The sequence below is a fragment of the Streptomyces sp. P9(2023) genome, assembly GCF_032436795.1.
Lineage (GTDB): Bacteria > Actinomycetota > Actinomycetes > Streptomycetales > Streptomycetaceae > Streptomyces.
In genome coordinates this window covers 1-292 of sequence record NZ_JAUPWM010000334.1, presented here as the reverse complement: position 1 = coordinate 292, position 292 = coordinate 1, and the positions used below count along the sequence as shown (strand labels likewise).

The 292-nt window shown below is 64.0% G+C and carries 1 protein-coding gene; it reads left to right on the top strand.

Annotation, left to right across the window (positions count from 1 at the left end; all coding sequences use genetic code 11):
- Positions 1-43: 43 nt before the first annotated feature.
- On the top strand, positions 44-292 hold a 249-nt coding region (locus Q5762_RS37845; protein ID WP_315896846.1), incomplete at its 3' end, for an ATP-dependent Clp protease proteolytic subunit.

Here is a 292-nt window from a genome sequence, read left to right as displayed (position 1 = left end):
CTACTGCTCGATCGAGATGAGGGCTGATGGTGGTACCGAGACCGTGGCTGATGTCCGCATCTACGGCGACATCGGGAGATGGGGTGGTGTGTCCGCCAAGGACTTTGCCGAGCAGATCGCGGCGCTCGATGTCGATCAGATCAACCTGTACGTGAACTCTCCGGGCGGCGCTGCCTGGGATGGTGTGGCGATCATGAATGCGCTGCGTCGGCACCGTGCCCGCGTCCTCGTCACCGTGGATGGGCTGGCCGCGTCGGCGGCGTCACTCATCTGCATGGCCGGTGACCACATC